This is a genomic window from Termitidicoccus mucosus (assembly GCF_038725785.1).
Lineage (GTDB): Bacteria > Verrucomicrobiota > Verrucomicrobiia > Opitutales > Opitutaceae > Termitidicoccus > Termitidicoccus mucosus.
In genome coordinates, this window is sequence record NZ_CP109796.1 from 5577782 (window position 1) to 5604194 (window position 26413).

General features: G+C 60.4%; 20 protein-coding genes and 2 pseudogenes. 10 read left to right on the plus strand and 12 right to left on the minus strand.

All coding sequences use genetic code 11. From position 1 onward, the window contains the following. Positions 1 to 56: 56 nt before the first annotated feature. From OH491_RS19450 to OH491_RS28245, 3 genes and pseudogenes are all read right to left on the minus strand, one after another. Positions 57 to 263: pseudogene (locus OH491_RS19450) on the minus strand (LytR/AlgR family response regulator transcription factor); the annotation flags it as partial. Positions 264 to 486: 223 nt separating this feature from the next. Continuing rightward, positions 487 to 1680 (minus strand): IS256 family transposase, encoded by a 1194-nt coding sequence (locus OH491_RS19455; RefSeq protein WP_068771047.1) that lies wholly within the window; start codon positions 1678 to 1680, stop codon positions 487 to 489. A 103-nt stretch (positions 1681 to 1783) separates the two neighbouring features. Beyond that, positions 1784 to 2002, minus strand: coding sequence for an ATP-binding protein (locus tag OH491_RS28245; RefSeq protein ID WP_084442093.1), 219 nt, complete (start codon positions 2000 to 2002; stop codon positions 1784 to 1786). 65 nt (positions 2003 to 2067) lie between these two features. Here OH491_RS28245 and OH491_RS19460 point away from each other — a divergent pair, with 65 nt between their 5' ends. Continuing rightward, on the plus strand, positions 2068 to 3363 hold the full coding sequence (locus tag OH491_RS19460; protein WP_342750639.1) for an IS701 family transposase: 1296 nt from the start codon (positions 2068 to 2070) through the stop codon (positions 3361 to 3363). A 136-nt stretch (positions 3364 to 3499) separates the two neighbouring features. After that, a complete protein-coding gene (locus tag OH491_RS19465; RefSeq protein ID WP_068770004.1) occupies positions 3500 to 4129 on the plus strand; it encodes a TetR/AcrR family transcriptional regulator in 630 nt (209 codons plus the stop codon). A gap of 349 nt (positions 4130 to 4478) precedes the next feature. On the opposite strand, the gene OH491_RS19470 is transcribed toward OH491_RS19465, so the two are convergent. Further along, positions 4479 to 5408, minus strand: a complete 930-nt coding sequence (locus OH491_RS19470; protein WP_145928729.1) for a LysR substrate-binding domain-containing protein — start codon at positions 5406 to 5408, stop codon at positions 4479 to 4481. A 40-nt stretch (positions 5409 to 5448) separates the two neighbouring features. Between OH491_RS19470 and OH491_RS19475 the strand changes: the two genes are divergently transcribed. The 6 genes from OH491_RS19475 to OH491_RS19500 all read left to right on the plus strand — a co-directional run bounded on the left by OH491_RS19475 (position 5449) and on the right by OH491_RS19500 (position 11105). Then, positions 5449 to 6078: an NADPH-dependent F420 reductase gene (locus tag OH491_RS19475; RefSeq protein WP_425429203.1), complete on the plus strand. Its 630-nt coding sequence runs from the start codon at positions 5449 to 5451 to the stop codon at positions 6076 to 6078. Positions 6079 to 6326: 248 nt separating this feature from the next. After that, positions 6327 to 7832 (plus strand): DHA2 family efflux MFS transporter permease subunit, encoded by a 1506-nt coding sequence (locus tag OH491_RS19480; protein ID WP_084442091.1) that lies wholly within the window; start codon positions 6327 to 6329, stop codon positions 7830 to 7832. A gap of 351 nt (positions 7833 to 8183) precedes the next feature. Next, on the plus strand, positions 8184 to 9383 hold the full coding sequence (locus OH491_RS19485; protein WP_334319239.1) for a VCBS repeat-containing protein: 1200 nt from the start codon (positions 8184 to 8186) through the stop codon (positions 9381 to 9383). 125 nt (positions 9384 to 9508) lie between these two features. Then, the gene (locus tag OH491_RS19490; RefSeq protein ID WP_068770001.1) at positions 9509 to 10183 is read left to right on the plus strand and encodes a hypothetical protein; all 675 of its coding nucleotides are present in this window, start codon (positions 9509 to 9511) and stop codon (positions 10181 to 10183) included. Between the two features lie 87 nt (positions 10184 to 10270). Next, on the plus strand, positions 10271 to 10483 hold the full coding sequence (locus tag OH491_RS19495; RefSeq protein WP_068770000.1) for a tautomerase family protein: 213 nt from the start codon (positions 10271 to 10273) through the stop codon (positions 10481 to 10483). A gap of 283 nt (positions 10484 to 10766) precedes the next feature. After that, positions 10767 to 11105: a hypothetical protein gene (locus OH491_RS19500; RefSeq protein ID WP_068769999.1), complete on the plus strand. Its 339-nt coding sequence runs from the start codon at positions 10767 to 10769 to the stop codon at positions 11103 to 11105. A 6-nt stretch (positions 11106 to 11111) separates the two neighbouring features. On the opposite strand, the gene OH491_RS19505 is transcribed toward OH491_RS19500, so the two are convergent. Next, positions 11112 to 12623, minus strand: coding sequence for an MFS transporter (locus OH491_RS19505; protein ID WP_068769998.1), 1512 nt, complete (start codon positions 12621 to 12623; stop codon positions 11112 to 11114). A 239-nt stretch (positions 12624 to 12862) separates the two neighbouring features. On the opposite strand from OH491_RS19505, the gene OH491_RS19510 reads away from it, so the two are divergent. After that, positions 12863 to 13891, plus strand: a complete 1029-nt coding sequence (locus OH491_RS19510) for a LacI family DNA-binding transcriptional regulator (protein WP_084442308.1) — start codon at positions 12863 to 12865, stop codon at positions 13889 to 13891. A gap of 6 nt (positions 13892 to 13897) precedes the next feature. On the opposite strand, the gene xylB is transcribed toward OH491_RS19510, so the two are convergent. The 3 genes from xylB to OH491_RS19525 all read right to left on the minus strand — a co-directional run bounded on the left by xylB (position 13898) and on the right by OH491_RS19525 (position 17975). Further along, positions 13898 to 15418 (minus strand): xylulokinase, encoded by a 1521-nt coding sequence (gene xylB, locus OH491_RS19515; RefSeq protein WP_068769996.1) that lies wholly within the window; start codon positions 15416 to 15418, stop codon positions 13898 to 13900. Positions 15419 to 15485: 67 nt separating this feature from the next. Beyond that, a complete protein-coding gene (gene xylA, locus OH491_RS19520; RefSeq protein WP_068769995.1) occupies positions 15486 to 16820 on the minus strand; it encodes a xylose isomerase in 1335 nt (444 codons plus the stop codon). A 231-nt stretch (positions 16821 to 17051) separates the two neighbouring features. Beyond that, positions 17052 to 17975, minus strand: coding sequence for a helix-turn-helix domain-containing protein (locus tag OH491_RS19525; RefSeq protein ID WP_068769994.1), 924 nt, complete (start codon positions 17973 to 17975; stop codon positions 17052 to 17054). Positions 17976 to 18262: 287 nt separating this feature from the next. Here OH491_RS19525 and OH491_RS19530 point away from each other — a divergent pair, with 287 nt between their 5' ends. Continuing rightward, positions 18263 to 23176 carry a glycoside hydrolase family 98 domain-containing protein gene (locus tag OH491_RS19530; protein WP_084442089.1) on the plus strand — a complete coding sequence of 1638 codons (4914 nt, stop codon included), beginning with the start codon at positions 18263 to 18265 and terminating at the stop codon, positions 23174 to 23176. Positions 23177 to 23236: 60 nt separating this feature from the next. On the opposite strand, the pseudogene OH491_RS19535 reads toward OH491_RS19530, so the two are convergent. From OH491_RS19535 to OH491_RS19550, 4 genes and pseudogenes are all read right to left on the minus strand, one after another. After that, positions 23237 to 23356: pseudogene (locus OH491_RS19535) on the minus strand (type II toxin-antitoxin system RelE/ParE family toxin); the annotation flags it as partial. A 173-nt stretch (positions 23357 to 23529) separates the two neighbouring features. After that, entirely contained in the window at positions 23530 to 23961 is a 432-nt protein-coding gene (locus OH491_RS19540) for an addiction module protein (RefSeq protein WP_084442088.1), read from the minus strand. A gap of 103 nt (positions 23962 to 24064) precedes the next feature. Then, entirely contained in the window at positions 24065 to 24919 is an 855-nt protein-coding gene (locus tag OH491_RS19545; protein WP_068769992.1) for an AAA family ATPase, read from the minus strand. A 23-nt stretch (positions 24920 to 24942) separates the two neighbouring features. Next, on the minus strand, positions 24943 to 26412 hold the full coding sequence (locus tag OH491_RS19550; RefSeq protein ID WP_342750640.1) for a type IV secretory system conjugative DNA transfer family protein: 1470 nt from the start codon (positions 26410 to 26412) through the stop codon (positions 24943 to 24945). Position 26413 lies beyond the last annotated feature (1 nt).

Below are 26413 nucleotides of genomic sequence, written 5' to 3' on the forward strand. Positions count from 1 at the left end.
ATGGCGTGTTCGTCATAGCCTGTGACGAAAATCACCAGCGGCAGCGGATGTCCTGTCCGCACCGCGCGGAGGGCATCCAGCCCGTTCAGCCCGGGCATCTCGATATCCAGGAAAACCAGGTCCGGCCGCATAGTCTCTATCAGCTCGACTGTTTCCAATCCATTGGCGGCCTGACCGATAACTTCCAGGTCGGCTTCCTTGCTCAGCAAGCGAATCAGTCTCGAACGCGCGGAGGACTCATCGTTGGCAACGAGGACTTTCATTTCACACCCTCCGTGAGCAACGGCAGGAAAATCATGGCTCGCGTGCCGACAGGCGGACGCGGCTCCAGAACCAATCCAGCTTGTTCTTGATAGAGCGTTTCCAGTTGTGTCCGTCAAGTTCAGCAAAAGGGGAGGATGGATTGGTGGATTGGTGAGTTAAAAAGTATTTTTGGGATGGGGTGGAGGGGAAGGGGCGCCAGCCCCTTCCCCCCTCTGGATTAAGTCAGGCGGCCTTTGGTTCGGGCAGGTTCTTTTTGAGCAGTTCGCGCAGGGGCTCCATGTTGAGGTAGCGGCTGGCATCGATCCATTCCTCGTGGGTCTCCACCGCAAGGGCGCGGATCAAGCGCAGGCAGCAGGGTTCGTCGGTGAAGATGCGCACGATGTGGGTGCGGCGTTTGAACTCCTGGTTGAGCCGTTCGAGCAGGTTGGTCGATTTGAGGTGCTTGTGGTGGGCCGGCGGCAGCCGGTAATAGGTGAACGTTTCCTCAATGTTGGCTTCGACCCACAGGCACAGTTTCGGATGTTTGTCCTGCCAGCGGGCGAGCCAGGCGCACAGATCGGTGCGCGCTTCCGTGGCGTCGCGCCGGTCGTAGAGCCAGCGCAGTTCCTGCAAGCAGGCGCGGTCGGCCGAGCGCGGGAGGTGGTCGAGCGCGTTGCGCAGGAAGTGGACGTAGCAACGCTGCCACAGGGCGGCGGGGAGGACTTCAGCGACCGCTTTCCTCAGGCCCTCGTGATCGTCCGTAACGACCAGGTGCACGCCCGCCAGGCCGCGTTGTTTCAAACCGATCAGGAAGTCGCGCCACGCACTCGTGCTCTCGCGGTTGGCCAGTTCCACCGCCAGAACCTGGCGGCGACCTTCCCGGTCGATTCCGATCGCCACCAGGACCGCGCGGCTGCGGATCACGCCGGCTTCGCGCACGCGTTCGTAGCGCGCGTCAAGGATCAGGTAGGCGTATTCCTCGGTCAGTGGCCGGCGCATGAAGCCCTCCAGCTCGGCATCGAGTTGCACCGTCACCGACGAGACCGCGCTGGCGCTGAAGCCGTGCCCGCAGAGCTCCTCGGTCACCGCACGGACTTTGCGGGTGGACACGCCCTGCACATACATCTCGGCCAAGGCCAGCAGCAGCGCTTTTTCGCTGCGCTGATAGCGCGCGAATACCTCGGTGCGAAACAGGCCCCCGCGGTCCTGTGGCACCCGCAGCTCCAGCGTGCCCACCCGCGTCGTCAGTTTGCGGCCGTAGTAACCACTGCGATAGCCGCGACGTTCGCCCGTGCGCTCGCCTTTGCCCGCGCCGAGCGCTTCGTCCATCTCGGCCTCGAGCACTTCCTGCACCGTGGTCTGCAACAAAGCGCGCAACGCCTCGTCGCCCTGTAAAAGCGCCAGCAATTGCTCGCGCGTAATGGTCGTTTGTGTCATGTCCTTGGTCGGACGGATCGTGGTCTTTTCCTTCATTGGTGGTTTTTGGCTTAAGCACCAAACCTCCTACCATGATCCGTCTTTTTGCTGAACTCTCGGCACACTACCGCGTTTCCAGGCGACGGCGCACATTATCGAGACCAACGCCCGACGCGACCGGTTGCCTGCTCATACCTTCCGTCCGCGATAAACCCGGGGGCAGGCCCACCCCGTCGTCCTCGATCGAAATCCACAAGCGCCCATTATCCCGCCTGGCTGTTATCCAGAGATGCCCGGGGCCAAGTTGCGGACTGAGGCCGTGCTTTAGCGCGTTTTCGACCAGCGGTTGTAGTAATACTTAGTTAAGTAAAGGGTTGCCTTTTTGGGCGATTTTGGCAGGCCGAGGGGATGACTGAAAAGCAACTGTCGGGAGTGAGCAGGCGGCTCGAGCGGTTCTTGCATGATCTGGTCGAGCCGATGGGCAGGAGCGAACGGCGGCACTGGGCGCAGGTGTATATCCAGGGCCTGCTGTTGGACGGGCAGCGCAAGTCGGTGCAACCGATAGCGGAGCGGATTGCCGGGGCGGACGAACAGGCGTTGAACCAGTTCCTCAATCAAAGTCCGTGGGAGGTGACAGAGATCCAGCGGCGTTTGGCCCGCCGACTGGCCGATGACGGGGCCGGGCCGGTGTATTGGGTGATCGACGAAACTTCGTTTCCCAAAGCCGGGAAACAGTCGGTGGGCGTAGCCCGGCAATACTGCGGGGCGCAGGGGAAGATCGCCAACTGCCAGGTGGCGGTGAGCCTGCACTGGAGTCAAAACGAGGTGAGCCACCCGGTGAGCTGGCGGCTGTTTTTGCCGCAGGAATGGACGGCCGACCCTGCCCGGCGAAGGCAGGCGCGCATTCCCCCGGAGGCGGTCCATCGCACGAAGCAGGCACTGGCGCTGGAGTTGATCGACCAGGCGCAGGCCTGGTCGTTGCCCGGCGGCACCGTTTTGGCCGACTCCGCTTATGGGAATGACTTTGAGTTTCGTGCGGCGCTGCGGGCCCGCAAGCTGAGTTATGCGGTGGCGGTGGAACCCAGCAGTGTGGTTTGGCTGGAGGAGCCGTCCGTGCCGCTGCCACCAAGGACAGGGAAGAAAGGACGACCCTGGCGCCATCCTCCCTTGGCGGACATGCCCGCGGTGCGCTCGTTGCTCGCGGTGGCCGGCGGGTTGCCGCCACCGACCTGGCGCACCGTAACGTGGCGCGCCGGCACCAAGGGCGCGCAGCTCGCCCGCTGCGGGGTGCGTGGCTGCGCAGTGAGCACCAAGGCGCCTCCGGCCAGAGTGCGGGAGTGGCTGTTGATCCAATGGCCGAAGGATCAAGCGCAACCTTGCGACTACTGGCTGCTCTGGCGCCCGGCGAACGATTCGGCCCCCTCGCTGCGTTCGGCGGCCCACGCCGCCCGAGGTCGGTGGAGGATCGAGCAGGACTACCGTGAGCTCAAAGACGAACTCGGGCTCGATCACTTCGAGGGCCGCGGCTGGCTCGGCTGGCACCATCATGTTACCCTCGTCTCGCTCGCCTTCTGTTTCCTGCGCAGCGAGCAAGCCCGCGCTAAAAAAAACTTCCGCGGTGAGCTTGCCGATGATGCGCCGCCTGCTCCAAGCCAGCCTGATCAGAATGGCGGGCCGATGTCCGTGGTGCCTGGCATGCTTTAATGATTCGTCTTGAACTTAACTAAGTATTACTAACGGGCGATATTTCATCTTTGCATCCTTTCTCGGTGGTGTTGTTTCTGTTCCTGAGCGACAGGCTCTTATTTGAGCATGTCCTCGCATAACCAGAAAATCGAGCATGTCCTCTAATAAGGCAAATGGAAAAAGACGGGGCGCAATTATTCCTCAGCGTAGCCATGGGAAGGCCCGGGTTGGGGCCTTGCTTGAAGCCGCCGCAGGGGTAATCGCGGAGAAGGGATACGATGCCGCAACGATGGCTGAAATCGCGGCGCGCGCCAAATCGCCCATCGGCTCGCTTTATCGGTTCTTCCCTAATAAAGAGACCTTAGCCAATGCGCTGCTCGACCGTTACGCCGTTCTCATCAACAAAGCCTTTGATGTCATCGATGAAACGGCGGCGAGCGTGTCCATTGAGGAGCTTGCCGATCGCATCCTTAATTTAATGGTTAATCTTCAGGGGGAAACCAAGGCCCTGTTCTCGGTCTTGGAAGCGCATGCCGAATGGACTCGGCGCCTGAAGTTTCCCGAAATCGTGCACAATCGCCTGGTCAAAACCTTGCTGCTTTGTGCGCCTGACTTGCCGATGGGAGATGCGAAAAATATGGCCATCGTTCTGATGCACAACCTGAAAACCATGAAAGCCATTGTCTTCGGCCAAGGCATTGCTACGGGTCCCGACGCCGCGGCTGAACTCAGCCTGATGAATCGGCTGTATCTGCTCGACAAGCTGGGCCAAAAGAAAAAGTAACTACAGGACAAAGTGAACGAAAGCAACGAGCCGAGTTGATGCTGAGCGCCTGATTATGCCAAGCAGGCGGCGGTGCGGTCTCCGCAGTGGAGCGAAAACTGTGCTGCTATCCGATATGGGCTTGGGATAATTATTGGGCCTCCGGGAAAGAGAGTCGTCGAGGCCACAGGGCAATGACTTCCAGCGGCACGCCGGCTTGGCGCAGGTGCATCGCAGTCGAGTGCCGCCACGTGTGCGGGGTGATCCGGCGTCCCCGCAATGACGGGCAAGTCTGCTCCGCCTTGCGCACCGCGAGATCGAGGCGCAGCGCAATGCCTCAACGCGGGTTGCCAATAAAGCGCCGCCGCTTTTAAGATCCCTTCGCGGAATCCCGCGTGACCTGCAAAAACCGTTCGGCCGCAGGCGTGATTCGAGACGGCACCCAAGCCACGCCCACCACCAGCGGAGAGGGGGAAAGAACGATGGGGATGAGTTTGATTCGCGCCCCCGTCGTGAACTGCAGGCTTTGCGGCAGGATCGCGACGCTCGAGACTGTCTCCAGCGCCGTCACCAAGCCGACTCCGTCGTCGTGTTCCTCAACGATGGGCGGACGGGCCTTGTCCCCTCCGAACAAGACTTCGAGGTAGGCGTGATACTCAGGATACTCTTTCCGGCTATACGCCACCAGTAATTGGTTTTTGAGCTGCTTCGCTGAAACCGAGCGGAGCTTGGCCAATGGATGACTTTTGCCGACCGCGAGTCGCATGTGATCCAGGCCAAACTCCTCGAAATGCAAACCGCGCAGCATGGCGCGGGTCGGACGAACGAGAAAGGCGAGTTGCAGTCTGCCTTCGTGCAGGCCGGTCAGCATTTCCTCCGGCGAGAGGTCATACAGCTTTACCCGGACGCCCGCGAATTGCTTCCGGAACGCGCGCAGGGCTGGCGGCAGGAACCTCACCGTAGGCATCGGAGCGTAACCCACGTTCAGCTCCTCGCGCTGTCCGGAGGCGACGGCCCGAGCTGCTTTGACGGCCTCGTCGGCCCGCCGCAACACCGCCTGCGACTCGACGAGAAAGGTTCGCCCCGCTTCGGTCAGACGCACCGATTTCGCGCTCCGCTCCAGAAGGAGAAAGCCGATCTCGTCCTCCAGATCCCGAATCTGCCGGCTCAGCGCTGGCTGCGAGACGTGAAGCTTCAGGGCCGCGCGCGACACATTCTCTTCCTTCGCGACGGCCACAAAATAACGGAGATGGCGCAATTCCATACCCGCCGAGCATGCCTTCAGGTTATGCTGAGGCAAGAATCATAGTCTTTCTCAAAACCAGCTCGGATGTGGCATACTGAGGGCCATGAAAAACATCGCCATCATCGGTTCGGGCAACATCGGCGCCAATCTGGCCCGCCTCTTTGCCTCCAGGCACAACGTCACCCTGGGTTCGCGCAATCCGGAGCAGACCCGCAGTAAGCTCCCGGACATCACCGTCACGGACTACGCTCAGGCCGCCAAGTCCGCCGACATCGTCATCCTCGCGGTGCCGTTTTCCGAGGTCGCCGCGATTGCCGCCAAGATCGGCAGCCTCGCCGGAAAGACCCTCATCGATGTCACCAATCCGCTCACGGCCGACTCTATGGCCCTGACCATCGGTCACACGACATCAGCGGGCGAGGCCGTGCAGGCCGCCTTCCCGCAGGCGCATGTCGTCAAAGCGTTCAACACGGTTCTCGCCCAAGTGCTCGCGAAGGCGGTTGCGGGCGCGAAGTCGCTTCCATCGGTTCTGGTCGCCGGCAATCATGCCGCGGCCAACGCCGAGGTCGTGCAACTGGCGAAGGATGCCGGCTTCAGCGCGTTCGACACCGGCGCGCTCACGAATGCGCGCTATCTCGAACCCCTCGCCGAACTGGGGATCCAACTGGCCTATGCGAAGGGCCACGGCGGCGAAGTCGGCTTCACGTTCTCACCCGTCGGCTGAGTTTATCCGATGAGGAAGGCCAAAGAATGGATTCCCGACGACGAACCAGATCTCGACTGGTTCAACCGTCGGCGGAAATCCTTGGAATCCGATCCTGACGGGGCTGACCAGAGCCGTTGTGGCAACCCTTGGAAATCCCGCTCGGCGACGACCGCGTTCTTATTCTCGGATACTGAAAGGCTGGCAAATCATCCCCCGCCGGATCTCCGATCTTGGCACGGTGGGGCGGGAAGCCATGCTCCGGTAAGATGAAATTTGTGAAAAGAACGACACTGAACACACCGACTCTCGATTCTCTTCAGGGGGCTACCCCAAAAAGCAAATTACCGGCAACCCGCCTCGCACCTGGCACGCCGCTCGTGCTGGGTGTCCTGGTGGTCTCAGCGTTCGTGGTCACGCTCAGCGAGACCATCATGAACGTGGCTCTGGCGAGCCTCATCGTCGACCTCGGCATCACCGCTGCGACAGCCCAGTGGCTCACGACCGCCTACCTGCTCACGATAGCGATCGTGATCCCGATCACGGGCTTTCTGCTGCAGCGCTTCACCGTTCGCCAGCTGTTCATCACCGCCATGTCGCTGTTCACCATCGGCACCCTGATCGCGGCCCTCTCCCCGGGCTTCGCCATGCTCCTGACCGGACGTATCGTGCAGGCGTCCGGAGCGGGCGTCATGATGCCCCTGCTCATGACGGCAGTGCTGCACACGGTGCCCGCACGACGACGCGGCACGATCATGGGCACGATCTCGATCGTGACTGCGGCCGCGCCCGCGCTCGGCCCCCCAGTGTCGGGTGCGGTGCTCAGCGTACTGGACTGGCCCTTCCTGTTCTGGACGGTACTACCGATCGCGGCAGCGACGCTCCTTATAGGCATCTTCCGACTGCGCAACGTGACCCAGACCCGCCACATCCCCATCGACGTGCTCTCAGTCATCCTCTCTGCTCTCGCATTCGGCGGCATCGTGTTCGGACTCGCGAGCATCGGTGAGTCCGCACACGGGCAGGCGCCCATCGACCCATGGGTCCCGCTTGTCACCGGCACCGCCTTCCTGCTGGTGTTCGTCCTGCGGCAACGACGCCTCGCCCGCCACGACCTCGCACTGATGGATCTGCGCACGTTCCGCACACCTCAGTTCACGGCCGCGATCATCGTCACAGCCCTGGTGGCGATGACCCTGTTCGGCACGCTCACCGTGCTCCCGCTCTACCTGCAGAATGAACTGGGCGTCAGCCCACTCGCCACGGGCTTGCTGCTGCTGCCAGGCGGCCTCATTCTGGCGGTGCTCTCACCCGTCGTCGGACGTCTGTACGACCGGCTCGGTCCCGGCCCGCTCGTCGTGCCTGGGGCAGTCCTCCTCGCACTGTCGCAAGTGGTCTTCGCGCTGACGCTCTCGCAGGGCGGTTCCCCGCTGCTGGCGATGGCCATGTTCACCGTGATGCACATCGCCCTGGCCTTCCTCTTCACGCCGCTGATGACCTCGGCACTCAGCCCGCTCCCCGCTGCGCTCTACTCCCACGGCAGCGCGACTTTCTCGACCGTGCAGCAGCTCGCCGGCGCCGCCGGCACGGCGACACTCGTCACGCTCATGACGATCGGCTCCACCAGAGCTGGTCCAGAAAGCGGCATCGCCTCCGGCATCCAAGACGCCTACATCGGGGCATCGGTCATCGCCCTCATCGCCGTCGTCGGCGCAGCGGCACTCACCCTGATCGCCCGACGACACCGCTCCGCCCCCTCGAAAGAGACCGAGTGAACCCCGCACCGAGCACCTTACGTTCTTGAACCACGTCATTCATCCCATCGCTCGAAGCGTTGCAGGCCCAAGCCTGCGTCGTTGGCTGCATGAATCACGCGACAAGTAGTTTGACGCGCGCCGGGTTTCGCGGTAGAGATGACAAACCGTCCGACAATAGTCGTCAATGACGCGCGGCCGTGGGGATCGTGGAAACATGAAAACAGAGGAAAACAAATGAAGCACCGCACACCGCTTGGCCTGACCTTGCTGGCTTCCGCATTCGTGGCTGCGCCGATGATCGCTCAGGAGGCGCCTCCCCCCCATCCTTCCGATCACGCTTTCTTCTCGAGGCCGGACTTTCCCACGTCCGTGTTCTACGATGCGACTGCCACCCACGTTCCGCTCGCGCCCAAACTCAACGCGCTCGATTCGGTGCTCGTCGATGTCGACAATGACGGCGATCTCGATGCCGTCATCGCGGTCGAATACGGCGTCAACCGCCTTTATCTGAACGAGGGCAAGGGCAGGATGAGGTATGTGCCCGGCGCCTTCGGCAACATCATGCATGACAACGAGCATGTAAGAGCGGCCGACTTCAATGGCGACGGCAACATCGACGTGGTTTTCGTGGCGGAAGAGGACGAGGTCCACCAGCTCTATTTCGGTGACGGACGCGGCGGCTTCACCGATGTCAGCGACCGCCTGCCACGCTCCAGCCAGGGCAACGCCCTGGCGGTGGGGGACCTGAACAGGGACAGCCTCCCGGACATATTCATCGGCAGCACCGGCGAGCAGGGGCATGGCGGCGAGGTCATCGCGGCCCGCAACCTCCTGTTCCTCAACGATCCGGCACGACCGGGGCATTTCCACGACGCCAGCGACACCCTGCCCGGCTCGGACGACCAAACTGGAGGCATGGCCTTGGCCGACATGGACGGAGACGGCGATCTCGACATCGTCATCGGCAGCCCGACCCAGCCCAATCGCCTGTTGATCAACGACGGCGCGGCACGCTTCACCGACGCGTCGGACCGGCTGGACCTGCGCGTGCCAATGGAAACGACAGAGGTCCATGTGTTCGACGCCAACGGCGACGGGCTGAAGGACCTCTTCTTCTTCAACATCACCAGCAACGTCGGAAAATGGGACAAGGATCCACAGACGCGGCTGCTCATCAACGACGGAAAGGGACGCTTCGTCGACGAGACCGCCACGCGGCTCCCGGCGCACACCTTTTCGAGCTGGGCCGGAACCGTCGTGGACTTCGATGGCGACGGCGCGCTGGATCTGCTGGTTGGCGCCGTCCAGGTGCCCGGCTTCGTCCCGCTTCAGCTCCGCGCGTGGCGAAACGACGGCAAGGGTCACTTCACCGACGTGACGCTGGACGTCGTGCCGGGAATCACGGTCGGGCGAAGCTGGAGCACGAGCACGGGCAATCTCGACGGGGACGGCAAGACCGACGTGCTGATCGGCGGCTGGGGCACGCAGGCGCGCTTGCTGCTGAGCGATGTCGAGGGCTACCGCGCGACCATGCCGGAATCGCCCAAACTACCGGCTCCCGCGCCCTGAAGCCTGAGCCGGCCACATCCGCAGACACCGCTCCGCCCCCTCGAAAGAGACCGAATGCCCCCCATCACCCGATCCTGCCTCGCTCCGCGCGGCGGGACCTCCCGACAACCAACCCCATCCATTTCATGAAAGTATCACTCCTCCTCGCCACTCTCCTCGCATTCTCGATTCCAACCTTTGCGGAAAACCAAGCCATCGACCTATCGAACGCGACCACGAAAGCCATCCATGTGGCAATGAAGCCGGGAGAGATCTCCGGGAAGCCCGTCCTTGTCGTCACGAAGGACCCGGCGATCACGGCCTTCGACGAGCCCACTTTCGTCAAACTTGCCGGAAGGGAATTCCGGAACGGCACGATCGAGGTCAAGGTCATGAGCAAGCTGCTCAAGGACGCCCCGGACTTCGCTCGCGGCTTTATCGGCGTCGCCTTTCGCATCAACGAAGACAACTCCCGGTTCGAGAGTTTCTATGTGCGTCCCACCAACGCCCGGGCGGATGATCAGTTGAGGCGCAATCGCTCCACGCAGTATTTTTCTTATCCCAACTTCAAGTTTGACCGGCTCAGGAAGGAGGCACCGGGACAATACGAGTCCTACGCGGACATGACGCTGAACGAATGGATCGCGATCAAGATCGTGGTGCGGGACGACAAGGCGAAGCTGTATCTGAACGGCGGTGAATATCCGGTGCTGGTCGTCAACGACCTCAAGCACGGCCCGGATTCATCGGGCGCAATCGGACTGTGGGTCGATGTGGGGACGGAAGGCTATTTTTCCAACCTCCGGATTTACCCGGAGTGATAGAGAAGGGCCGTGGTCGTCCCGCAGGCCCTGCGGATGTTTTCCGCGTGTGATTTGTTTAGTCAACTCAACCCAAGGAGTATCCCTATGTCCGTCGTAAGAGTTGCCTGGTTCATAGGCAAAACCCACAAACAAAAGGCCAGGGTGGCCGCCGAAATCACTGACAGCATCGTCCGCAACACCGGCACCGATGCAAAATACATCTACGTGCTTTTCGAAGATGTGAAAGCCAGTGACTGGGCCGGCGAGGGAAAGTTTTTCGGCGGGGCTCCAAAGCGCCGCAAAACCAACCGCACATGAAGCCACGAAGATCGCCATGCTCGGCACATCGGCGGTGCGCTCGCGTGGCGATCTTCGAAAGGAAGCCATAAATCATGAATGTGAATTCCCGCATTGTTTCGACGCCCGCCCGAAAGCAACATGTCGTTGCGAGGCGAAGCACACTCCTCCTTCTGTTTGCGACCATATGGCCGCGGTAATGAACGGGCGTCCCTTACGCTGGATTTGGCAGACTTGCATGACACAGGCCGTCTATTGCCCATCAATTGAGAATTCGCGGTGAAGACGGAGATCAGGCATCGATTTGTTCACATTTCCCGGGAGCAAGGAAGATGAAGTCGTTTGGCTTCCCGTCGACGAATTCGCCGATGGCACAATCGAAGTGCGGGCGCGCGGGCGCGACGTGCTGCAAGGAAGTCTTGCCGGCATCGTATTTCACGGCGCCGACAAGTCCTACGACAATATATATGCCCGATCGTTTAATTTCGTGGCCGCCGACCCAGTGAGGAAAAGCCACGCGGTGCAGCATGCCTTTGTGCCAGAGTTTGACTGGCAAAGATTGAGAAAAGAGCGGAATGGCGTTTACGAGAGCAGCATTGAAAACACCCTCGAATCGGCTGACTGGTTTAACTGCCCGCTATAGCGTGACTTATACCGCAATATTCGCCTTTGCTCGGCGCTCGGCGAGTTCGGCGGACATTTTGAGCGTGGTGGTTTTGTTCAAACTGCACGCGGCGATGGCGAGCATGCCGCCAATATATAGCAACCCGACCATGACACTGCTCGACACATGGTAACCGCTGATCGCATTCGGCGCGCTCGATGCGTGCGTGTCGTAATTCCACAGACCCTCCATTATCCAGAGGAAACACGCGGAGCCGAGCGCGAGGCCCGTTTTCAGCGAAAAGCCGATGGTCGCAAACACCATGCCGGTGAAGCGCCGCCCGGTTTGCCATTCGGAATAATCGGCGGCGTCGGCATACATCGCCCAAGCCACCGCGATGGTCGGCGCATAAAAAATGGAGCCCGTAATCGCGAGTGCCAACATGCCGAATGTCGCGGTCGGCGGCAGCAGGTAGAGGGCGAAGGCATTCAGCGCAGACAGGCCGAAACCGGTCGCGATCACGGCTTTCTTGCCGAATCGTTTCGAGAGGCCGGTCGAGAGGATGATTACGATGATCGTCGTGGCCGTGCCCGCCATGTTGATGATGCTGTTGAACACATCGGCGGCGTTGGAGCTCGCGGCGGTCTCGCGCGTGCCGTGCACGACGTAGCCGAGAAATTCAAGCAGCCCGCCCTGCGACGCGAGTTCCGGCGTGGTCAGCCCGAACATCGCCACGAAGTCGAATATCGCGGCCTTGTCGGCGTAGTGGTGATAATAATTATAATGCGCGCCGCCGCGATAAGTGAGCATCGCGAAATTAAAAACGGTATATATAACCAGCGCGATCCACGGGCGGTTTTTGAGCAAATCCAGAAAATCCTGTTTTGGCGACGACTTCACCTCGCTCACCGGCGCGATGCGTTCGCGTGTGGTGAGGAAGGTTATGAAAAACAACACGAGGCACAATACCGCCCAGAGCAACATGACCATTTGCCAGCCATGCTGGCGGTCGCCGCCCGAGGCCGCGGCGAACTTGGCGACAAGCGGCAGTGTGAGGCCGCCGACGATGAACTGCGCGATGTTGACGGAGACGAAACGGTAGGAATTGAGCTTTGTGCGCTCGTGCAAGTCCGCCGTCATGACGCCACCCAACGCCGAGTAAGGCATGTTGTTCATCGAGTAGAGCGTCATCAAAATTGTGTTGGTGATGCCGGCGTAAGCAATCATGGCGGCGGTGCTCCAGCCGTCGGGCGTGGTGTAGGCGAGCACCATGCACACGGCCCACGGGATCGACGTCCACAATATCCACGGGCGGAACTTGCCCCATCGCGTCTTCGTGCGGTCGGCGAGGATGCCCATGATCGGATCGAAAATGGCGTCCCACAAACGCGGCCACAGGAGGATGGCGGCGGCCGCGCCGGCGCTCAGGCCGAAAATATCGGTATAAAAATTAAGCTGAAACAGCACCATCGTCATAAAGACGAAATTTGCCGCCGCATCGCCTGCGCTATAGCCGGCTTTCTCAACGAAGGATAGTTTCGGGGTTTGGGAATCCATGGGATTCAAAATAGGGGTTGTTATGGGAGGGCGAGATTTCGGAGCCGCGAAGGCGAATACTGGCACAACGCAGCCTGCTTGGGCAGCCAAGACGCTTGTTTCAACCAAGGCAATTCCTGTCGAATACTAACATTAGAATCGATCATGAAATTTTCTTTTTTGGAGGCGTGATTCTATTATGAGACTTGAAAATCGGGCCGGCCCTTGGTGCTATATGGACGCGCATCAATCGCCGCCCCATGTCAAATCATCGCATAACCCTCGCCGATGTCGCTCGCAAGGCGGGCGTCCACGTCACCACCGTTTCAATGGCCCTGCGCAACCACCCGCGCCTGCCCGCCAAGACGCGCGAGCGCCTTCAGGCCATTGCGAAAAAATTGGGGTATGTGCATGACCCACTAATGCAGGCACTCGTTGCGTATAGGCGCAATATCATGTCGCACAAAAATCCGCCCACGCTGGCCTACGTGACCAATTGGAATACGCGCTACGGCTGGCAAAAAGTGACTGCGCACCCGGATTTTTACGCCGGCGCGCTCGCGAAAGCCCAGGAACTCGGCTACAAGCTCGCCCATTTCTGGCTGCGCGAGGAGGGCATGACGCACGATCGTCTTAACAGCATTCTCCAAAACCGCGGTATCAACGGTATTATCCTCGCCTCGCACGTGCGCGAGATCGACGTCACGCTGCAATTCGACTGGTCGCGTTTCGCCGCCATCAAGATTGATTATTTTCCGCATCACCCCGAATTGCACAACGTGACCAACAACCAGTTTCAGATTATCCGCCTCGCCATGCAAAAAGTGCGCGAGGCCGGCTACCGGCGCGTCGGCATGGTGATGGACGAGGGCTGGGACATCACGGTCGATCACCGCTGGCAGGCTGGATATACATGGGAGCAGCAATTCCACGCCGTGCGCGACCGCATACCACCGTATCTGTTGCCGAACAAAATCCCTTTTTGCGACTGGCTGAAAAAACACCGTCCGGAGGTGATCATCAGCAAGGCCGAGTTTGTGCAGCCGCTCTTCGCCCAGCTCAAACTCTCCGTGCCGCGCGATGTTGCCTTTGTTGATATTTTTCTGGAAGGGCAGCCCGGCAAAGTCGCGGGCGTACGGCAAAACCATGAGACGGTCGGCGCACTCGCCGTAGAGCTCGTCGCGGGCCAGCTCCAGCAAAACAAATACGGTATCCCGGAAATCCCCACGACGACCTTCGTCGAGGGCACGTGGTTCGAAGGCGCCTCGTGCCCCTCGCGGCGGGATTGATGCGGACTATCCGACGGCGCGAGCGGTGAAAAGCGGGCGCATCGCAGCGCCGAGTTGGTCTTGCAAGGTTTGTAACTTGCGGTAGCGTGCGGCGTGTTTTTTGTCCGGCAGCGTGCGCGTGGTTTCGTCCACGGCGACGATGCGGGCGGCCAAGTCGGAGAGCTTGGTTTTGATGCGGCCTTCGCGAATGGCGTGGCACCAGGCGGCTTGGAGTGCGCCGCCGAGCGCGGCCCCTTCGTCCTCCTTCATCGCGACGACGGGCACGCCGAAAACATCGGCCATGATTTGCCGCCAGACAGCGGTTTTCGCGCCGCCGCCGGTCACGCGGATTTCGCGCGCTTTCACGCCGAGCGCAGCGAGGCGGCGTAAGCCGTAGTTCATGCCGAGCGTCGCGCCTTCCATCGCGGCGCGGGCAAAGTGGGACGCGCTGAAATTGGCGGCATTGAGCCCGAAGAGAACACCGGCGCCATCCGGGACGTTGGGTGTGCGCTCGCCCGCGAGATAGGGGAGCAGCAGCAGTCCGTCCGCACCGGGCCGCGTGCCGGCGACGGCGCGGTCCATCGCGGCGTGATCCTGGTTGAACAGCGCGCGGACATGCTCGGTGACAGTGGTCACGTTCATCGTGCAAAGCAGCGGCAGCCAGCCGCCGTCGGACGAGCAGAAGGCGGCGATCTCGCCGTCCGGGTCAACGACCGGCTTCGCCGCGCGGGCATAGATCGTGCCGCTTGTGCCAAAGCTGGCCGTGACGACGCCGGGCGCGACGTTGCCGGTGCCGATGGCCCCCATCATGTTGTCGCCGCCGCCCGCGCTGACGATCACGTCGCTGGAAAAACCAAAACGCCGCGCCAGTTCGGGGCGCAGCACACCGGCTGCCTCGTGCGAGGCGGAGAGCGGCGGCAGAAAATCGGCGAGATTTTTGTCAATGGCGGCGATGGCGGCGGGCGACCATGCGCGGCGGCGCACGTCCATGAGCGCGGTGCCGGAGGCGTCGCCGTGTTCCATAAAATAGTTTCCGGTGAGGTGAAAATTCAAATAATCGTGCGGAAGCAGCACGTGGCGCAGGCGGCGGTAGTTGCGCGGCTCGTGCCGTTTCAGCCAGAAAATTTTCGGCGCGGTGTAGCCCGGCAGAAAGGGCAGGCCGGTTTTGCGCAGGACAGCCTTTGCGCCGCCGAGTTTTTTCGTGAGCAAATCGCATTCGCGGGCCGTGCTCGTGTCGCACCAGAGCTTCGCGGGGCGGATCACCGCGCCACCCGCGTCGAGCGGGACAAAGCCGTGCTGCTGGCCCGATATGCCGATGCCGCGCACGCGGGTGCGCTGATCGGCGGTGAGTTGGGCGGACATGCCTTCGAGGACATGGTCGAGTGCCGCCGCCCAGTCCTGCGGATGCTGTTCCATGTGGCCGGCGGGCAGGCCGGTGATGAGCGCGTGCGGCGCGCGCGCCTCCGCGAGCACCGCGCCGCTGTCCAGGTCGAGCGCAATGCCTTTTGTGCTTTGGGTTCCGGAGTCGATGCCGATGTAGAGGGACATGGTGATTATATAATAAAGCCGCCCGCGAATCGTTTCCGGGCGGCAGGGGATGTATATTATGGCTGGATTATATATAACGCAGCAGAATGCTTTCGCAAAGCTCCTGCTTGCCGCTGCGGGGCGCGACCTCGCCCTGCTCGCGCGCGATGCGGTGCAGGTCGGCCAGAGAGAGCTTGCCCTGTTCGTAGTCGCGTCCGGCGCCGGTGTCGAACGTGGCGTAGCGTTGTTTTTTCATCGCGGGGAGCGGTGACTCGTTGAGGAGCTTTTCGGCGGCGATGGCGGCGCGGGCAAAGGCGTCCATGCCGGCGATGTGCGCGATAAAAAGATCCTCGATGTCGGTCGAGTTACGGCGAATCTTCGCATCGAAATTGATGCCTCCGTCCTTGAATCCGCCCGCTTGCAGAATGATGGACATCGCCTCCGTGAGCTCGACCGGGTCGATGGGGAACTGGTCGGTGTCCCAGCCGTTCTGCGGATCGCCGCGGTTGGCGTCGATGCTGCCGAGCACGCCCGCGTCGGCGGCGACTTGCAACTCGTGCGGGAAGGTGTGCCCGGCGAGCGTGGCGTGGTTGACCTCGATGTTGAGCTGGAAATCGCCGAGCAGGCCGAACTCGCGCAGGAAGCCGATCACGGTCGCGGAGTCATAGTCGTATTGATGCTTGGTCGGTTCGCAGGGCTTTGGCTCAATGAAGAACTTGCCCTTGAAGCCTTGGGCGCGGGCGTAGTCGCGGGCGATGGTGAGGAAACGCGCGAAATGTTCGCGCTCGCGTTTCATGTCGGTGTTCAGGAGCGACATGTAGCCCTCGCGACCGCCCCAGAAAACATAGTTCTCGCCGCCGAGCGCGATGGTGGCGTCGATGGCCGACTTGAGCTGCGCGCCGGCGCGGGCGAGGATCGGAAATTCCGGGTTGGTCGCCGCGCCGTTCATGTAGCGCGGATTACTGAATAGATTGGCCGTGCCCCAGAGCAGTTTCACGCCGGAGGCCGCCTGCTTTTCCTTTGCATAGTCAACGATGGCTTGAAGGCGTTCTTCGGACTCGGCGAGCGTGGGTGCCTCGTCAACCAGGTCGGCGTCGTGGAAACAATAATACGGCGCGCCGAGCTTGGTGATGAACTCGAAGGCCGCGTCCATCTTGTCGCGGGCGCGCTGCACGGGATCGGAGGCGGCAAGCCACGGCATGGGCCGTGTCGGCGCGCCGAAGGGATCGGTGCCGTTCGCGCAGAAGCTGTGCCAGTAGGCGACAGCGAAGCGCAGCAACCCGCCCAGCGGACGGCCTGCGACGACGCGCTTCTCGTCATAATAACGAAAGGCGAGCGGATTGACACTCTGCGGCCCTTCGTAGGCGATGGGGCCGATGCCGGGAAAATACTCGCGGCTGCCGGTGGTGAGGTGCGTGCTCATAAGTCGGGATGAATTTTGGGAGGTTGATAAACGGGAGAAACACGGGCGGCATTTCTCCTGAATGAGCGCCCATTATAGCCGGGCGCGCCGGGGATTTGCTTTCACAAAAAGACATCTTTCCGTCATCATTAGCACGATAGGATAGGGTAGAGAAAGAATAAGTGGCAAGTGACAAGTATCAAAATGAAGTCACCGGCGCGAAGCGCCCGCATCCTTTCTTATCACTTCTTCTTATCTGGAACTTCTTTCCTGCCTCCGATACGCCGATGGCGTGAGGCCCTGCACCTGGTGGAATTGCCGCGCGAAATAATTGCTGTCCGCGTAGCCACACTCCAGCGCGATGTCGGTGATATCCAGCGTGGTCTGGCGCAGCAGCCGCCGCGCCGCCGCGACCCGCAGGCCGATGATGAAATCGATGGGCGACTGCCCCGTGGCCCGCCGGAACGTCAGCAGCAAATTCGTGCGCGACAGCCCCGCGCGCGCGGCGAGCTGTTCGAGCGTCCACGGCTCATGATACCGCTGCTCCAGCAAACTCACCAATTCGCCCACACGCAGCAGCGCCCGGCTTTCCGTCGAACCGCTTGCGCCGTAATGCCGCGAAAGGAACACCATCAATTCGACCAGCAGCGCCAGCAACACCGCCTCGTGGCCGTCGCGTACGTTTTGCTTTCCCTCCGTCACGTTTCCGCACTCAGCCTCCATCCGCTCGACCAGCGCTTCGGCCCTGGCCAGTTCGCTTCGGCTCAACCGCAGCCGGCTGGAAAAGCGGTGCGCCTTGCGAAACGCCGGCTCCAGCATGAACAACGCGCTGTAGCCCGGCAGCCTCCGCAGCAATCCCGTCGGAAGCGGAATTCGCGTGGGGTCATACATCACATTCAACAAAACCAGCCCATCCCGCTCGCGAAAGCAGTGGACCTGCTCGCCCTGGACAACAAACACGTCGCCCGTGGAGACGTGAAACGCTCCGCCCTCCAGCAAATGCCGTCCACGCCCGCCGACAACAATGACCAGCTCGCAAAAATCGTGCCAGTGCTCGATCTCCGTGACATCATGCGGATGCGCCGGAGCTCCCGCCGCAAGCGTCGCGACACGACGCACGGTGACGGGGAATCCCCCCTCGCCGAAATAATCAACGCCTTTAGCAAGCAGTGCCATGTATTGGGCAAACCTGCACTATAGGACGGAAACAAGCAAGCCTGTCCCAAAGCGCGTGCGCATCAACGTCATGTTACTGTTATCAGATAATGAGCGGTTTGAGGAGTGTGGGCCTTCTCCTTTAAAGTCTATAGTTAGAACATATTAAACATTGCGCGGTCCGGTATCTCGTCGTGTTTTCGCTTGTTCGCAAGCCTTGGCCCTTGACCGCACAAAATACCCTCTGCCACTCTTGTAAATACGCCGGGTCTTCCGATTTGCACGAACGATTTCCATTCAATCCCGTCATGAGAAAACCCCCTGCCGCGATAGCCCCTGTTATCCTGATATTTTTCGTCCTTGTTAATTGGACACTGAGCGCAGTGCCTCTGCGCCGCCCTGTGTCTCCGACAACGCCGATGTATTTGATTCATGCGTTATATCCCTATGACGCACAGCGCATCATTGATGCGATTCCGGCCGATATCCGACCCTATGTCGTACTCAACCTTGCGATGCGGGCCGCGAATGGCGATGGCTATGAAGTGGCCGACGCTTGGCTGAACACCTGCGCGCAGAACGGGATCTGGGCGATGGTGCAGCCGAGTTCGGGCGTGGACAACAGCATGTCGGACACCGACCTCACGAATTACGAGAAGCTGTATCAAAAGTATCCGAATATGGTCGGCTACAATTTTTGCGAGCAAACATGGGGGTTTGATAACACATCCTTTGCGCAACGCTTGGGTTTCTACTGCCAGCTGCTGAGCTTGGCCGACACATATGGCGGATACTTGTATATCAACGATTGCTTTTCGCTCAGTAACACGGCTTGGAATTCAATCTCAAAGTTCAAGGCCAGCCAGGACTTCGCAAATCGCACGAAAACCTACAAGGCGAACTTCATCTTCGGAAACAAGTTCACCCACTCCTACGGTTATTACGACAACCAAAGCGGGGCGCTAGGGGTTTTCTTGTCGGGCCATGCGGGCAATTATGCAGTGCGGTTCGATCAATTTGCCTGGGGCTGGAGCGGAAGAGGGCAGGTTTTCGGCGTGGAAAATCCCACTGGCCGAATGGAAGGCTATGGGTATAACACGTTGTTGGCTTGCCCGGAGGTGGTGCAAGGCGTCCCCATCGTAGAGGAGATGCTTTTGCATGGCGCGGCCGTGATCGACGGGCCGGAAGTGCCGGAATATTCGTCCATTTACTACAACGGCGAGCAGACTCCGACCTTCAAGAACATGATCTCCGACATCTTCCGGAAAGTGCTCGACGGGACGATCCGGATTCCCTTGGCCAACGAGGTGGCGACGCGAGCCAAGATCGCCTATGTGCCCATGGTCGGCGTGAATCCGCCTGCCGATTTCTACACGGGCTTGTATGAAATGGATGGCCAGAGGGAGATCAACAGGACATGGTTCAAGAAAACCGGCCGCTATCCCGCGATTCCCGTGCTGTTCTCGAATGCCGCCTATGAGACGTCGATGTTTTCATCCGCCAATGTTGTGGTCTCTTCGACCCTCTCCTCGAGATGGCCCACCCAGCAGGCCAAGGTGAATGAGTTCAACAGCCTGTTCCCGGTCGATTCGACCGGGGATTTGTTCGCGGGAAGGTTCGCCAACAAATGGCTGACCTACAACCCCTATATCAACACCGATCAGGACGCCAACGGTGTGCTGATGCTCAAATACAACACCTGTGCCAGCCTCGACCTCACCTATACCGCTCACACGCTGGGCGTGGTGACGGAGAACGCCGGCAGCATCAGTATTTACCTGAACAACTACCGCTCGGACAAAAGCCAGATGTGGGCGGACTATCCGGACGGAGTCCCGACATCGCAGGAATCCAATTACCTTTTGCATCCGGTCGATTCCCAACTGCGAACCAGCGTGATCAAGGTCAACGGTGCCACGAGCCAACCCTCTTTCACCCTGACGGAGCGAGGGAGCCATAAACCCAGCACGGCAAGCGACACTTGGAGTGGCGGAGTTTACACGCTGACGATCAATCACAACGGGCCGGTGGACGTGATGATTCAATGTTCGGGCTCGGCGACCGGAAGGCCCACTGTGCCCGCGACAGTGACGGTGACCGCTCCGTCGGCGCCTCCGAGTTACAAGGTGTCTCCGTATATGCGCGTTTACGCCGTAGGATTTTCCGGCCAAAGTGGTGTCGATGCAGAGCGGTATGACGAGATCGGTCTGAACGTGAAATCGATCTCGAATGGCGACTGGATCAAGTTCAGCAACGTGGACTTCGGTTCGGGTGCGACCGGATTCATCGCCAGGGCGTCCGGAACCGAGGGCGGAAACATTGAACTGCGTCTCGATAGCCCGTCCGGCACACTGATTGGCACCTGCGTGGTGGCCTCCACGGGCTCGGATCACACATGGAAAACCTTTCCCTCCGAGGTGAACAGTTCCACCGCGACCGGCGTCCACGATCTTTACCTAAGGTTCACTGGCAACAGCAGCTCCAGCCTTTTTAAGCTGGCCTCCTGGCAATTCGGATCGGCCGACACTCCTCCCTTCGCTCCCGATGACCACACCGCCGCCGTGGTGGCCAATGGCCGGGTGCTCGTGAGCTGGGCGGCCGTTGCGGGCGCCACCGGCTACAACGTGAAGCGCTCGCTCAACAGCGGGGGACCCTATATCACCGTCGCCGCAGGCATTACCGGCACCAGCCATACAGACACGGACGTCAGCAACGGCGTGACTTATTACTATGTGATTTCCGCAGTGAACGCAAACGGCGAAGGCCCCGATTCCACCGAGATGAGCCTCCTGATCCAGCGAGTCCTCTCACCCGTGGCGGACACCTATGTGAAGAATGGAGGCTCGGCGGGCTCCAATTACGGGACATTGCCGTCCATGGAGGTGAAATACGATTCCACTCTCAATTCGGGCCTCACCCGCGAGAGTTTCCTGCGCTTCGATGTCAGCGGGCTGGCAAGTGCCCTGAACGCGCAATTGCGTTTGGTTCCCGTAGCTGCGGACAATCTGAATCCGGTCATCAATTACGAGTTCGTGAGCGATGACTCGTGGTTGGAAACCGGCTTGAACTGGAATAACCAGGTGAGCGGATCGGGTGAGATCCTTGCCACGAGCACCACATGCATCGCGGGAGACCCCATTGTCTTTGATGTCACCAATCGGTTTCGTATCGAGGCTGCGGGAGATGGCAGCCTTTCCCTGCGCATCAGCGCGCCCGCGCCGGGAGGCCGGTGGGTGAGCTTCGCCACGCGAGAGAATTCCACCATCAGTTACCGGCCCATTATCGAGTATTTGCTTCCGGGCCCATCGGTGCCTGCGGGGCTCGGAGCCGCCGTCGCCGACAACGGACTAGTCCAGTTAGCGTGGAACGCCGCAGCCGGCGCGACCAGCTACGTGGTGAAACGCGCGACCAATGCGGGCGGCCCTTACGCCATTGTGGCCAGCGGAATCACCACGACGAGTCATGCCGACGATAGCCTCACCGGCTTGCAGTCCTATTACTACGTTGTCTCCGCGTTGAATGCCGAAAATCAAAGCGGCGATTCAGCGGAGGCCGGCGTGGTTTCCGGCGGCTTGGGCACGCTTGATGCATCGACGACTGTCGTGGTCGGTGGCAGCACCAGCCTCACCGCTGCGGCGGAGGGCAATCCCACCCCCGCATACCACTGGCAGATTTCTACCGACGGTGGCGTGAACTGGAGTTACCTTGTCGAGGATGCCCACCATGCCGGTGCGAACACCGCCACCCTCGTCATCACAGACGCGACGCCGGAGAAGCACGGCAGCAGATACCGTTACGAAGCCGCGAATACGTACGGCGCAGTGACCAGCAATGCCACCACGCTCACGGTCGAGGCTCCACCGGCCCCGCCCGCGCCGCCAGTCAGCCAGCAGGCCGTCACCACGGGGCATGCCGCCACGTTCACCGTCACCTCGACCGGCAACCCCGCACCTACCTATCGCTGGCAGGTTTCCACCGATGGTGGCGCGAACTGGGTCAATCTCACAAACGACACGCATCACGATGGCACGCACACCAGTTCCTTGCTCGTGAAAAACGCCACCGCGTCGATGTCGGGCAACCGTTACCGCTGCATCGTTGAAAACGTCCACGGCACGCAAACCAGCGCCGCCGGCACGCTCATCGTCGCCCCTGCGCATTTCACGGAACCCGTCGCGCTCGTTCTCGATGCCTCGCGCAACCTCTACGTAGCCGATGCCGCAAGCCACACCATCCAGAAAATCACCGCCCAGCTTGCCTGCTCGCCCTTTGCCGGCGCCAGCGGCCTGCCCGGCTCGACAGACTCCACCGGCACGTCCGCCCGCTTCAACCAGCCGCGCGCCCTCGTCCTGAACCAGACGGGCGATATTTTTGTTGCCGATGCCGGGAACGGGAGTATCCGAAAAATAAATACAAATGGTGCGGTCACCACCCTTGCCACCGGCTTCAGCGCGCCCAAGGGCATTGCGCTCGATGCCGCTGGCAACGCCTACGTCGCCGATTCCGCCGCGAACACCATTCATCGCGTGACTCCCGATGGCGTGGTGACTCGCTACGCGGGAACCGCCGGACAATCAGGCTCCACCGAGGGTATCGGTGCGGCGGCCCGGTTCACCGCGCCCACGCACACCTTGGTGGACAACGCCGGGTATCTCTTCATTGCCGACACCGGCAATCATGTCCTCCGCACAGTCGCGCAAAGTGGCACGATACTCATTTATGCCGGGCAGGCGGGAATGACCGGTATCGCCGACGGTCCCATCCAGCAAGCACTCCTTAACCAACCCCAAGGCATGGCGGCTGACAGCGACAATAATCTCTATTTTGCCGATACCGGCAACCACACCATCCGCATGATCGGCGATCTCGACGAGGTGCTCACCATCGCCGGCAAACCCGGAACCGCCGGGCTGCGGGATGGCATCGAACAAGATGCCCTCTTCAACCAACCCGCCAGCGTTGTCTATGATGGCAATGGCAACCTCTACGTGGCCGACACCGGCAATGCCGCCATCCGCAAAATCGTCCTCGCCACCGGCCAGGTCACCACACTGGTGCTTACTACAGCCACCACCACCGGCACCAACAGCGGCACTTCGCCGTCGCCTGACACCGGCAACAACTCCGGCGGCGGCGGTGGATCGGTTTCCCTCTGGTATTTTGTATTATTCACCATGTTTGCCGCCATCCGTCTGGGGTGGCGCTGGAAAAACAAACGCTAATATCCCACTGATACAAACCCGTATTCCTTTCGCAACTCGTCAACTTCACCGTGCGGCCGCTCAGCCACGCCCCACCCAATAATTTGGCTCACGCTTCATGTGCATCACGGCAACAATCAAGATGCCATCCGGCCTTTTTTGGTAAACCAATCCATATGGAAACCGATTCACCCGGCACCGCCGTGTGCGTGGTGAAAGTTTCTGCTATGCATCAGGGAAATTGACGATTCGCTGTAACGCCTCGGTGACTTCTTCCCGAAAATCATCTCCCAGGCCGACAACCTCTGCGTTATAATAATCAATCGCGTCACGGTATTCCGCCGCTGCGACAGCCAGAAACCGCACGCTCGCACTCATCGTTTGCCTCTGTATGCCAGCACCTCCGCCGCTGCGACAGTTTTTCCCTGTCCCGCATCATGCGCGTCAATGCGCGCTTCCACCTCATGCGCCCAGACTGCATCTATTTTGACCTGACGGCGCGCATCAATGCTTTCCAAGAGCTGGGCAGCCAGTCGCGCCCTCGCCCTGGGGGGGCAGTTTGAGCGCATGGGTTGTAATCTCGTGCGTTGACATGGCGGGACATTTAAACTGCTGCATCCCATTTTGCAAGCATGTTGGCTTTGGGCCTTGCTACGGAAACCAAATGCAGATGTGCGTTTTTGCCCGGCGACTCCCAATGTACTGAATGTCACCGGCAAGACACACGGCATGCCCACTCGTAACGACGCCATCGGCGCAATCGTACTCGGCCAAACCCAAGCGCAAAAACGGTTAACTCGACACATGTCCCGAAATCTTCCAGGATTTCCTTAACAAGCTGCAGAACAATACTCTGGCAGACAGGTGCTCGTCGTCATGGAAGCAGGCTGCAACAGCCTGACCAATGAATCAGGACGAGAAATGTTCCAACAACATTCCCACCACCCGATCCTGCAAAAAACGTTCAACGGCGGCGCGCATGGGGCGGGCGCCAAGGGTCTTGTGAAAACCGGCTCGCAGGATCGTCTCTATGTCAGCAGGCGTAATCTCCAACTCGTGGCCTAGCTTGCAAAGCCGCGCCAATTCACCGGCGATCATCGACTCACAAATCTCCCGCTGCACGGCATACGGCAGCCGCGCGAACACGACCTTTTCTGTCATGCGCCCGACCAATTCAGGACGGAGGCTTTGGCCGACGCGTGCCAATACGGTGCGCTCAATGGAGGCAAACGGCGCTGACTGCATCCGCATCGCCTCCGCCGCGCCGATGTTCGATGTGCAGACGATGTAGTAACCGGAAAGGTTTTTCCGTTCACCGCTGGCCAGTGTGATGCTCGCGTCATCCAAGATTTGAAGAAACAGATCCAACACGAGCGGATGCGCTTTCTCGATCTCATCGAAGAGCAATGTGCCGCCGCCGTTTGATTTCACGAGCGCCCGACCAAGCAAACCGATGTCGCCAATCTTTTCGCCAATCAGTTTTTCGACCGACGATTGATTCTGATATTCCGACATATCGAAGCGCAACGGCTTCGCCCCCTCGAAAAGAAATGAAGTAAACGCATTTGTAATTTCCGTTTTTCCGGTGCCTGTCGGCCCGACGAACAAGAACGACCCCTTTGGCCTGCCATGATGCGCCAGGCCTAATTCGCCGCGTTGCAACACCGAGACGACACGCCCAATCACATGTTCCTGCCCTTTGATGCAGGCGCGCAAATGCGCTGCCAACTCAAGCAATCGCCACTTTCGTTTGTCTGCGTCCATCTCTGTTTATTCGCGGTTCAAAATTACCCCTGATACCATTCCGGCACTTTCCCGTCCGCGCCGCGCGGTGTGAGTTTTACGCGCCGGAAGCCCATCTCACAGTGCTGAACAACAGCCTGAAATTTGCGCAATCTCCGAAACTCATGCGGCTCGATGTAATATTTTTCCTCCTCGGAATAACTCACCGTCCGCTTCCCGCCCGAATAACTGTAGCTGCGTTTTTTGTATTTCTTCTTCCCCAATGTGCTCGCGGCAATCTTCGCCGACTCTTCGTCCGCGGCCTTGCAGATGACCCGATTCGCCATGTTGGCGATAAACACCTTCGCCTTTTGCTCGTCGCCAATCGGTGGAATAAGCGAGGTGTAACTTTGCGTCGCGGCAACCACTGTCGCCTTGGCCTCACGAATCACATCCACCACATTGTAGTCGCTCGTGCCGTCTTCGCTCGCGGTGATGATTTTCTGCGCCTCGTCCGCCCAGAGCACCAGCAGGTTGTGCTTCGCGCGCTCCTTTTCCGGGCAATCGAAACGCAGCAGCACATGCGAATAAAACGCCAGCTTGAGCAGCGTGTGGATGTAGCGCCGCTCCGTCTTGAATCGCTGCGGTATCGCCACGCAGACCACCTTGCCCCGGTCGATTTCGGCCATCGAAAACGATGAAATCTCCGGGCAGAACACCTGCGCGATGTCCGGGTGCGTGAAATGTTTCAACCGGTTGGCCAGCGTGCCGCGCACCCCGCCCATTTGCTCCGCCGGCTGGCTCGCGATCTGCGTGCGATGATGCTCCAGCAATCTCGCCGCCTCCGGCGTTTTCACGGCGCGGACACTGGTCAGCACTTGCTGTATGAACGCATCCGAGGAAAGCATCTCGTAGGCGTGCTCCAGTGTCACCGGCAACCCCGCGCAGTCCAGCGCGCGAAATGCGAAGTCCATTTGTATCTCCGACTGCGTTTTGAAAAACGGTTGTTCGCCATCCTGGCCGAGCGAGGCCGCCACATCACAGACGTCCTTCGCCCGCGCCGAATACGGCAGCCGTTTGTCCGCGAGGAAATTAAACGTGTGCTCCGGCACCCAGTCCTCCGGCGCGCCTTCGGGGCGCACCCGCAGCAAGACCAAATCCTTCTCGCGCCCCAGCGCGCGAAACATCGTGGACAGCGTTTCCCAATACAGCCCCTTGTCGTCGATGCAGATGCCGCCCCAGTTCGGACAGTTCGTCGTCACCTGCCAGAGCATGTTGTTGATGACGGCCTGGGTTTTCCCGCTGCCCGTCTCCCCGGTAATCAACCAGCCCCGGCAAAAATCATTCAGGTTCCACGCGAACCCTCCCAGCCGCAAAATCGTCTTCGGCTTGCGCCGCTCCTCACGAAGCGCCCAAAAGCCGCAAACAATCTGCCAGCACGCGAGCCCGGCAAATGCCGCGGACACTGGCGCACGCATCGGCGACATCCCGGCGAAGGAATGCTTCCATACGAGGACGGCAATGCCCGCACTCACG

Coding starts and splice junctions, on each gene's coding strand:
- OH491_RS19495 (WP_068770000.1), top strand. CDS start 10,271: ATGTCCGTCGTAAGAGTTGCCTGGTTCATAGGCAAAACCCACAAACAA.
- OH491_RS19530 (WP_084442089.1), top strand. CDS start 18,263: ATGAGAAAACCCCCTGCCGCGATAGCCCCTGTTATCCTGATATTTTTC.
- OH491_RS19545 (WP_068769992.1), bottom strand. CDS start 24,919: ATGGACGCAGACAAACGAAAGTGGCGATTGCTTGAGTTGGCAGCGCAT.
- OH491_RS19525 (WP_068769994.1), bottom strand. CDS start 17,975: ATGGCACTGCTTGCTAAAGGCGTTGATTATTTCGGCGAGGGGGGATTC.
- OH491_RS19540 (WP_084442088.1), bottom strand. CDS start 23,961: ATGTGTCGAGTTAACCGTTTTTGCGCTTGGGTTTGGCCGAGTACGATT.
- OH491_RS19505 (WP_068769998.1), bottom strand. CDS start 12,623: ATGGATTCCCAAACCCCGAAACTATCCTTCGTTGAGAAAGCCGGCTAT.
- OH491_RS19510 (WP_084442308.1), top strand. CDS start 12,863: ATGTCAAATCATCGCATAACCCTCGCCGATGTCGCTCGCAAGGCGGGC.
- OH491_RS19460 (WP_342750639.1), top strand. CDS start 2,068: ATGACTGAAAAGCAACTGTCGGGAGTGAGCAGGCGGCTCGAGCGGTTC.
- OH491_RS19480 (WP_084442091.1), top strand. CDS start 6,327: ATGAAATTTGTGAAAAGAACGACACTGAACACACCGACTCTCGATTCT.
- OH491_RS19490 (WP_068770001.1), top strand. CDS start 9,509: ATGAAAGTATCACTCCTCCTCGCCACTCTCCTCGCATTCTCGATTCCA.
- xylA (WP_068769995.1), bottom strand. CDS start 16,820: ATGAGCACGCACCTCACCACCGGCAGCCGCGAGTATTTTCCCGGCATC.
- OH491_RS19455 (WP_068771047.1), bottom strand. CDS start 1,680: ATGACACAAACGACCATTACGCGCGAGCAATTGCTGGCGCTTTTACAG.
- xylB (WP_068769996.1), bottom strand. CDS start 15,418: ATGTCCCTCTACATCGGCATCGACTCCGGAACCCAAAGCACAAAAGGC.
- OH491_RS19465 (WP_068770004.1), top strand. CDS start 3,500: ATGTCCTCTAATAAGGCAAATGGAAAAAGACGGGGCGCAATTATTCCT.